Below are 9,266 nucleotides of genomic sequence, written 5' to 3'. Positions count from 1 at the left end.
GAAAATCATCATTGATAAAAAGATGGCGACAGATGAGATTACGACGACTTTTAATGTTAGCCATATAGTTTCTCGCATCCGATCGTATTGCTTGGCTCCGTAGTTATATCCTACAATAGGCATCATGCCTTGCATATAAGTAAGCAATTAACTTTATGAAACTGTAAGGTCAAACGCTTTACTTTAGGCAATTTGAATATGTAAAAAGGGTGAACTTATTTACTTAAGTTCACCCTTGTTTATTGTTAATAATTTAATCGTGTGGTCCATTTGTGGTCAATTTAGAGTAGCGCTCAATGATAGGATAGCAATATTCTCATGGGTGTTTTTACCTTTTTAATCTTTTTTCTTTCGCTTATTTCTCTTGTCTCACTTAGCTTGCTTTTTCTCAATACCTCATATAAACAATATTCACAACATTGGGCTATAGTAATTTCTAAATGAATTATTTACATCATTAAATATGGGCTATTGGAGAGTCATTAAACTTTACAGGAAATTTTTAAGTGTATATTCGATTTGCCTCTCAAAAATATTACTCTTTAATGTTTCATCTTTCTCCAACTGATCCTCGTTATTTATTATAGATCTTCTTTGTTTTGTTCTTCTAATCGTATCTGTTTCTGTTTAAAATTTTCCTTTACTTCACCTAGCTTTACAGTGCAGAAAAGCCATGTTTGTTTTTCATCTGAGAACTCATCATACTCATCAACAGGTATACTTTTGTATAATTCTTCGGCTTTGTTTATTATATCATCATTAAAATCTATACTCCTCGTATACCTTTCCAGCGAGACTAAAATGGAACTATAACTTCTAAGAAGCGGTGAAGTTATAGGATTATAACAAATACAAATAAATTCATAAAGTTCTTCTATAACACAAGTCAGTTCTTCTGATGAATTTATTGAAAGCTTCTCACTAAATTTACTAATTGGATCTACTGAGGTATTCTTCAACCTCATAAGAAGTTCTTCTTTTATCCGATACAATTTCATGAAATCCTTTACTCTTTTTTGATAGTGTTTAACTGACTCTAAAATATATATATTTTCTCTATTCTCACTTTCAATTACCCTTATTGAATTTTCAAACCACATTTTGAAAAAGTCTAAATCCGAAATAGATTTGTTTTCTTCATTAAAAATACGCTTAATAGCTGCTACCATTTCTTTAAGAGAATATATATCCCCTAGGTCCGATTTAAAATTTTCATATCTATATGTTGGTACTTTTAAATTGAGTAGTCTCATTAACATTAGAATATCATTTTGATGTCTTAAGAAAATATGAATTGTAATTTCTTCAACATAATGTATACATACATTTTTATCTTTTGAATTTTGAAATTCTGGATTAGTTCTCAAAACCTCAATTAATCCTTCCAAGAAAATTTCATTTTCTAGAAGAGGATTTCTTTGTGGTTTTCCTAGTAGTTCAAATAGGCAAACAAGCGGAAAAGACTGTTCTTGATATAGAGTAAAGATATGATCGATTAACTTAACAATTCTTGCTTGGACTAAATTATTATCTTCTCCGTAACTGTTAAGCATAATGACCTTTAAATATTCTTTAATTTCCTCCATACCTTGTATATTTAATTCTGCGGCTTTGTTGTCTAGTTCAGACAATATAGTTTCACTAACCGTTTTCTTATTGACAAATAACTCCTCGAATGAACGATTGTGCATTAATGAATTGCAAAAATCACTCATAATATCCATCTTTAAACCTTTTTCTTCGATAAAGCTAATGTCGGCAAAGCTGATAAAAAAAGTACTTAATAAATGATCCTTATTCTTTAAAAGCTTAATATCTGTCACTACACTGAAAAAATCAACCTGTTGAATTATTTTATCCAGTTGTTCCCCATAAAGAATCTTAAAGATAGCAACCCTAACAATAAGTTCTTCAAGTCGGTCAATCTTTTCTACATTAATTTTAAAATTATCGTTTTTTGAACTCGATTGATCCATTTCTATTAATAGCTCTTTTATTTCTCTAATTATTTTCTTTATTCTTCTAACATTTGAAATGCCATCTTTTAATATCTGATAAGTTTTCTTAAGCTCTTTTATCTCCGTATTTAACTTTTCATATCTATCCGACTCAGCTACTCCATCTGTGTTTTCTCCACTAGAATTATTTTTACTAGATAAATTTTCAATGTTTTGTTGAATCTCTTCAACTTTTTCTTCGAAATCTTCAGTAAGCTTCTCAATATATAGAATCATACTTTCTTTGATTTCATTACCTATATCTTTAATCCATTCATTTTTTATTTCATTACTTACCAAGTTTTTATTGAAATGACTAATTATTTCTTCATAACCAATCGTAGATAGTTGAAACTTTCTGTTAACAAATTTATCTAAGTAATCTCTATTAATCTTTTCATTCTTTTCAATCTTTTGTTCATCCATTAAAAAAATTACATTAACACCTTTAAAATTAACTAACTCTTTTATAAAAACTAATGTATTTTTAAAAGTCTCTTCTTCTACCCTATCAAAATCATCAATGATAATATAAATTTTCTTCTTCGTTTCTGAGGATATCAGGTTTTCTTCTTCCTTATCAGCTAGACTTTGTTTATTTAATTTTCTTTCTAATTTCTTACTAATCAATAAGTTCTGAATATCATTTTCCAACCTTATCTTACTACTTCTAAAATCAATTTGTTCATCATTATTCAGACTATCAAGTAATCCATCTAAACTTATTACTTGTTTCATATTCAGTGTATTTATTGTCTGAAAAAGGATATTTACATATTTCTTAAATGGACTGTCCTTACCTGTATAGATCCCATTTGAATTTAACATTTCTTCAAGTTGACCGAAAAAATAATCCATCTGTTTCTCTGTTGTATCTAATATCAATGGTTGAATAAAAACCTTAAAGTTTCCTTCATCTTCTAACTTCTTGGTAAGTACGTTTATTAAGCTCGTTTTACCTACTCCCCAATTTCCATTTAGCAATAAAGCAAAGGGCTCGTCGTAGTTATTTTTCCTAAGTAAATCTGTTATTCTGGCAAATTCTTTTTTTCTTGTCGCTAACAATTGATTGTACGATGTAATCTCAACATCTGATTCTTCATCTACTGAATCGTCATATTTTACTTTTTTTTCTTGGGATAGTAACTGCAATCCCATCCAACCAAATACAAATAAAACTATTAATAACAGGTCATTTACGACAATTAACTGATCGGAAGCAATCGCAGCAAATATATAGGATAAACCCAGAAAGTAATAAGCTCTAGCAAAATTTCGAGTGATTTTATTTGAAGATTTTACGAATTGAATTAATTCCTTTATTAATACAATAAGGAAGAAAAAGAATAAATAAAATCCAAAGGACCAATAGATATCTAAAAATTGGGTCATCCTACTTATATCTATAAACTTTAATATATAACCTAGAGTACAAGCTAAAGCTATATGGCTGATTATATTAATAACGAGGAAAGGAGTAAATGGCGTCTCCTGCTCTTTCTTAAACTGATACCAAATATATGTACATACTATTAGCAACAAGGTACATAACAACATTATAGAATTATAATTTCGTATTATATCGTAAATAAATTCAAAGCTTAAATTCTTAACCTGTTTAACAACATAGACAAATTCTAATATTATATTTGTTATTTTGTCGTTGAAATTGTTCATTTATTACACCTTTTCTATATTTAATATACAATCTATAAAACCTGTTAGTGCATACTGTTTCGATTATAACACCTGGTCCTAAACAGGGTGGGATTATTTTAAATCATATAAAAAAATCTATAGGTTACTGTAAATGCTTATTCATAAGAAGTTAATTAGTGTAAGATTCAATATTAAAAAGGCCTGACATCAATGATCAGACCTTTACTACATATTATAGATTTGCTCAACACCTGGTGTGCCCTTTAAATTTTTATCGAATGAAAGTGTATTCATGGTCGTGGTATCAACCTACTTCCGCTTAGATAAGACTACACCGGCTTTCACTCGATCCCATGACTCTCCAATACCTTCCTTGCGCAGTTCAAACTTCTGAACTCGTTCGGTGGCTGTTTTCGGTAACTTTTTTTTGATTTCAACATATCGAGGGATCATGAAATAGGCCATTTTTTCTTCACAATAGCGAATGAACGCTTCATAATCAAAAGTAGATACATCTTTAACCGTAATAATGACCTTCACATCGTCCTCGCCTAATTCGGACGGAACGCCAATCGCTGCTGACTCCTTAACGAGTGGATGTTTATTTACGATTTGCTCGACTTCATAGGAAGAGATATTTTCACCACGGTAGCGAATAGAATCCTTCATCCGATCTAAAAAATAGAAGAAGCCTTCCTCATCGTAATAACCACGGTCACCCGAATAAAACCAGCCGTTCTTTAACGCTTTAGATGTAGCCTCGGGCTTTTTATAGTAACCAGAAAAAATAGTATGTTCTACTTTGGAACGGACCGCAATCTCCCCTAGCTCATTTGGTTTCGCATGCGTTCCATCGTTTCTTAAAACAGTTACATCGACATGTTCGAGTGGCACCCCTATGGATCCGACTCGTGTTTTATCTGGATGGTTGCATAAACATACTGTTGCCACTTCTGTTAGTCCATAGCCCTCAATGATGGTTAATCCAAAGCGGTCTTCAAATTCTCTCCATATTTCTTTTGGAGCTGCTCCACCGAATGCACGGGTAACACTGTTGTTCTTCTCCCTATCGCATGGTTCTCTCTTATTTAACACAGTGAGAATGGAGCCTATATAGTTAAAGACAGTTGCTTGGTGGAATTGTATCTCCTCCCAAAAGCGACTTGCGCTAAATCGAGGAGACAAAGCAATTGTAGCTCCGCTGACGAGCGCACCCATTACAGTGATTTGTTGAGCGTTGCAATGGAATAACGGTAAACATGTATATAAAATATCCTCCTCAGTAACGAGAAGCATCCGGTCACGTGTTTGATTGCCTGTGTTGACATATGAGTAATGAGAAAGTTGAACACCCTTCGGTAAGCCGGTTGTACCAGAGGTGTAAATAATCGACATAAGTGATTCTGGCCTGACCTCCGCAGATTGAAAATCTAGCGAGAAAGCAGTGATATTTTCAAGTGTGTGATCTGTTTGTATCGTTGAGATTGGAGGATCAAGCTCTAAGACAATTTCTTCATACTCCCAATCATAAAAGAGAAACTGCGATTCGCTTTGCGAGAGAATATAAGAAAGACTCTCCCCTTTGATAAACGTATTAATCGGAACCATCACTGCACCAAGCTTGGCAAGACCCAACCAGGTGAAAATAAAAGTTGGTGAATTATTCATAAGTAAAGCAACATGATCGCCTTGTTTAATCCCGTGTGACTGCAAGTAGTGAGCCATTTGATTAGCGTGCTGGTTAGCTTCCTCGTACGTAAAAGACTCTTTTTTATACAGAAGAAAGGGTTTATCCTTAAAAGCTGTAATTTGTTTTTCTAAGACTGCTGGAATGGTTTGAGCGTTCATCTAGAATCCTCCTTAACTGATATAACCTGAAGGAGTTGTCGAAGTAGTTTCGTATCTCGGTCTAATGCATACTCATCAAAGCTTTTACCTGGGTATTGAAAAAAACCTTCACCTGTTTTAACCCCATATTTTCCTGTTTCAACTTGTTCTAGAAGCTGCGGATTAACTGTCTTACTGCTTTCGATTTTAGGTTGAAGTTGTTCCAACACCCTCGCCCAAACATCAGCTCCTCCAAAGTCAATAATCTCAAGCAATCCACTTGTCGCTAGACGAAAGCCAGGTCCACTCGTAATAGCCACATCGAGGTCTGAAGCAGTAGCGACCCCTTCTGACCAAAGCGCTAGCACCTCACGAGCCATCGCAATTTGAATGCGGTTTGCCACAAGACCAGCTACCTCTTTTTTTACATTAATAGTTACTTTATTCTGTTCCTCTAAAAACTGTTTCACTTGCTCATAAACTTCTTCGCTCGTCTCCTTACCTTTTAGTAATTCCACAAGCGGAACGATATGAGGAGGATTGAACCAATGAGTTAAGAGAATACGAGATCTATGCCTCGTAACACGCTCGATGATATCAGATAATCGTAAACTTGAGGTATTTGTCGCTAAGATTGTATCTGGCTTGCATAGTTGATCGAGTTGTTGAAATAATAGTTGTTTGCTACTTAAGTCTTCAACAATGCATTCGGTGACGAAATCACAATCGGCTACCTCTTCAAGGTCACTAATAAAAGAGAGACGTGCTAAAATTTCTTTTTGTGACCCTACTAAGGGGTAGCCCTCTCTTTCAAAGAAGGCTAGAATCTGTTCTGACTTTTTATTCGCTATAGCGAGAGATTCTGATGAAATATCAGATAAGATGGTCTGGTGACCGTGCATCGCAAAGGAAAGTGCAATGCCACAACCCAACGTACCAGCCCCTATAACCGCTACTTTTTCAAACATATTGGAACACCTCTTTCAATTATTAATAGAATAGAATCGCGATAATAAGAGCAGGGATGGCAGCAACCACTGGCGCAATAACAGCTGTAACGAAAATATGTTTATAGCCATCTTTATGAGTTAACCCTACTACAGCAAGTGCTGTGATAACCGCACCGTTATGCGGCAGGGCATCAAAACCGCCGGAAGCAATCGTAGCAATACGATGAAGTACTTCAGGATCAAGCCCGAGTTTTAAATAGGTTTCACCCAACGCTTCCATAGCAATCCCTAACCCACCAGAAGCTGATCCAGTAATCCCTGCTAAGAATGTCGTTGCTAAAAAGAGGGAGATTAACGGACTTCCTGGAATATCTGTTAACCAACCAGATACAACCGCAAATCCCGCTGAGGCTGCAATCACGGCGCCATAGCCGACATCGGCACTCGTATTGACAATTGGGAGAACGGTATTAGTTGCACCAACATTAATCGTTTGTAACTTTTTATCAATGTAAGGCCAGAATATGAAAAGACACACAATGACTGAAAGCATGAGGGAATATATAACTTCCATTTTGAAAATATTTAAAGTAATTAATAGAAACGCTGGTGGAAGCAGACTTAATAAAAATGGTGGTAGCTTTTTAGATGCATACGGATCTTCGTCTGGACTATTGGTTTTCTCTAGGTTTTTCGAATTAAAATATGTTTCTCCTTTTTTCTCTGATCTACGTAAGGCATAGCGCATGTAGAAAATATTAACGGCGATTACTGTAATTGTCGCAACAACCCCAATTAAAGGAGCTGCCATAGTTGAGGTACCAAAGTATTGAATCGGAATAATGTTTTGAATTGACGGAGTACCAGGCAGCATTGTCATTGTAAAAGTCGCAATCCCAAAGAAGAAGGGAACTAAGAAGAGATGCCATGGAATGTTTAACTCTCTGAATAATGGTTTAGCAATTGGAAGAACAGCGAATATCACGACGAAGACATTAATCCCACCATATGTAAGAATGGCACAGATCACAACTATCGACATCATCGCTTTGAACTTTGATCTTCTGCCAATCAAGTTGAGCATCTTTTCCGCAATCGATCGCGCTGCGCCACTATCCTCCATAAACTTCCCAAATAGCGCAGCAAACAAAAAGATTAAATAATAGTTCTTAGCAAAATTCACAAATCCAGACATATACGTGTCCTGAAGTGATTCAAGTAATGGCATCTGAGTGAGAATTATTACGAACAAACTAGCAAGAGGAGCAATGATGATGATACTAAACCCACGCAGCGCTAGAAAAATTAATAAACCAAGAGACAAGAAAATCACAATAACGCCCCAAATCTCCACAGTAAAACCTCCCTTTTGTATACGCTTACAAAATTTAGTCTGTTCTATCTAGACCGTAGTCTGTTTCAAATATATTAAAACCATCACTAAATATGCGTAATTTTCAGAAAAATATACTTTCATAGAAAAAACCACTGCTCGAGAGTTGCACTAGCAGTGGTTAATATCTAAATGGTCCTATCTAATTTAGAGCTAAAGCCGTCCAAGCAATAGCGTAAGTATTTCTGCGATTCTTCAACTATATCTACAGAATGATTGAAAATAGCCCAATCATAAAGCAACCCCCTTATCGCTCGGGCGATGCAACGCGTCATATAAGGAGCCTCAATATCCGTACGAAATTCACCCCTCTGTTGCCCCTCCATGAAATAGGTGTTCAAAATTTGATAAAAAGGACGATCTGGATTTCCAAAGAAACTTTCCCTCTCCGGTGTCAGCTCATTTTCATATATAGTCCGAATTAAATCATGTCCTAACTCTTTTTGAATATATGTCATCTGAAACTCAAAAAAATCTAGGAGCTGCTGGTAGATTGAATTCTCTACTGGTATTTGCTGACTCTCAACAAAAGATACATAAAATTGGTCAATTTCTTCAAACTTACTATGAAAGATTTCATGCTTGGATTTGAAGTGATTATAGAAAGCACCTTTAGAAGAAGAGCTTTGTTGCACAATTTCATCGACCGTTACATTATGAAAGCCTTTTTTTGCAAATAGGTTGAGGGCTGTATTAAGAATACGTTTTTTGGTTTCTTGTCCCTTTAGTTGTCGTCGGTTCATAGGCACACCTCTCTAGTAATTCTAGTAAGAGATTTATACGTGGAAAAAATGCAGAATATGTCTATGAATTATAGGCTTACAACTTAGTAAATTACGTAAATGCTATAAATTCCGTTAATTTCGGAATCTAGTTACATTAATACATCATTTTTAAAACAGCATTGTAAGTACCTACGTATGACCCGAACTGGACTCAACGACCTCCACTCTATCAAAGTGGAGGGACTAGTTCCCTTTAGTTACTTAATGCGAATAAAGCTTATCTTAGTAGCAGTTTTAAAGATAATAAATGATTGTACTTCACTTTCTGAAACTTTAAGGATTTATTTCTGTGATTAAAATGTGATCATAGAATGCTTGCTTTTTTTTACATTATGCCGTCCATATAGGGGGTAAATTCACTAGTATAAATACTTCATTATAATATTAAATTTTTAGGGCCGATAAATATATAAGGGTTTAGTGAATTTATTGCTATATGTTCCAATCTATATTTCGTATATAAATTAAATGTTTAATGAAAGATTACAACGTTCTGCGAAACTGATTAATCTAAACTATTGACTTAGAATGCATCATCTACTATAAATATTTGGTATATTTTAATTATGAATTACCTGTTTATGGCAAACTAAAAATGTAGGCCATGGCATTCCTTTTATGTAGGTGGCCTTGAGAGGCAGCTATACAAAAAAAA

The 9,266-nt window shown here is 34.5% G+C and carries 6 protein-coding genes; all 6 read right to left on the bottom strand.

Going from position 1 to position 9,266, the window contains the following annotated elements; genetic code table 11:
- A partial coding sequence (locus A33I_RS21550; RefSeq protein ID WP_420796767.1) for a hypothetical protein occupies nucleotides 1–78 on the bottom strand: 78 nt, incomplete at its 3' end.
- A gap of 503 nt (nucleotides 79–581) precedes the next feature.
- Nucleotides 582–3,674, bottom strand: coding sequence for a P-loop NTPase fold protein (locus tag A33I_RS19200; protein WP_022629933.1), 3,093 nt, complete (start codon nucleotides 3,672–3,674; stop codon nucleotides 582–584).
- A 291-nt stretch (nucleotides 3,675–3,965) separates the two neighbouring features.
- Nucleotides 3,966–5,504, bottom strand: a complete 1,539-nt coding sequence (locus A33I_RS19195; RefSeq protein ID WP_022629932.1) for an ATP-dependent acyl-CoA ligase — start codon at nucleotides 5,502–5,504, stop codon at nucleotides 3,966–3,968.
- Nucleotides 5,501–6,451 carry a 3-hydroxyacyl-CoA dehydrogenase family protein gene (locus tag A33I_RS19190; RefSeq protein WP_022629931.1) on the bottom strand — a complete coding sequence of 317 codons (951 nt, stop codon included), beginning with the start codon at nucleotides 6,449–6,451 and terminating at the stop codon, nucleotides 5,501–5,503. Before A33I_RS19190 ends, A33I_RS19195 begins: the two co-directional genes overlap by 4 nt.
- A gap of 22 nt (nucleotides 6,452–6,473) precedes the next feature.
- Complete coding sequence (locus tag A33I_RS19185; protein WP_022629930.1) at nucleotides 6,474–7,787, bottom strand: GntP family permease; 1,314 nt, start codon at nucleotides 7,785–7,787, stop codon at nucleotides 6,474–6,476.
- Nucleotides 7,788–7,954: 167 nt separating this feature from the next.
- Complete coding sequence (locus A33I_RS19180) at nucleotides 7,955–8,569, bottom strand: TetR/AcrR family transcriptional regulator (protein ID WP_022629929.1); 615 nt, start codon at nucleotides 8,567–8,569, stop codon at nucleotides 7,955–7,957.
- Nucleotides 8,570–9,266 lie beyond the last annotated feature (697 nt).

The sequence above is a fragment of the Alkalihalophilus marmarensis DSM 21297 genome (assembly GCF_000474275.2).
GTDB lineage: Bacteria > Bacillota > Bacilli > Bacillales > Bacillaceae_D > Alkalihalophilus > Alkalihalophilus marmarensis.
Note: the sequence above shows the minus strand (reverse complement) of the source record. Positions and strands in the feature narration are given on the sequence as shown.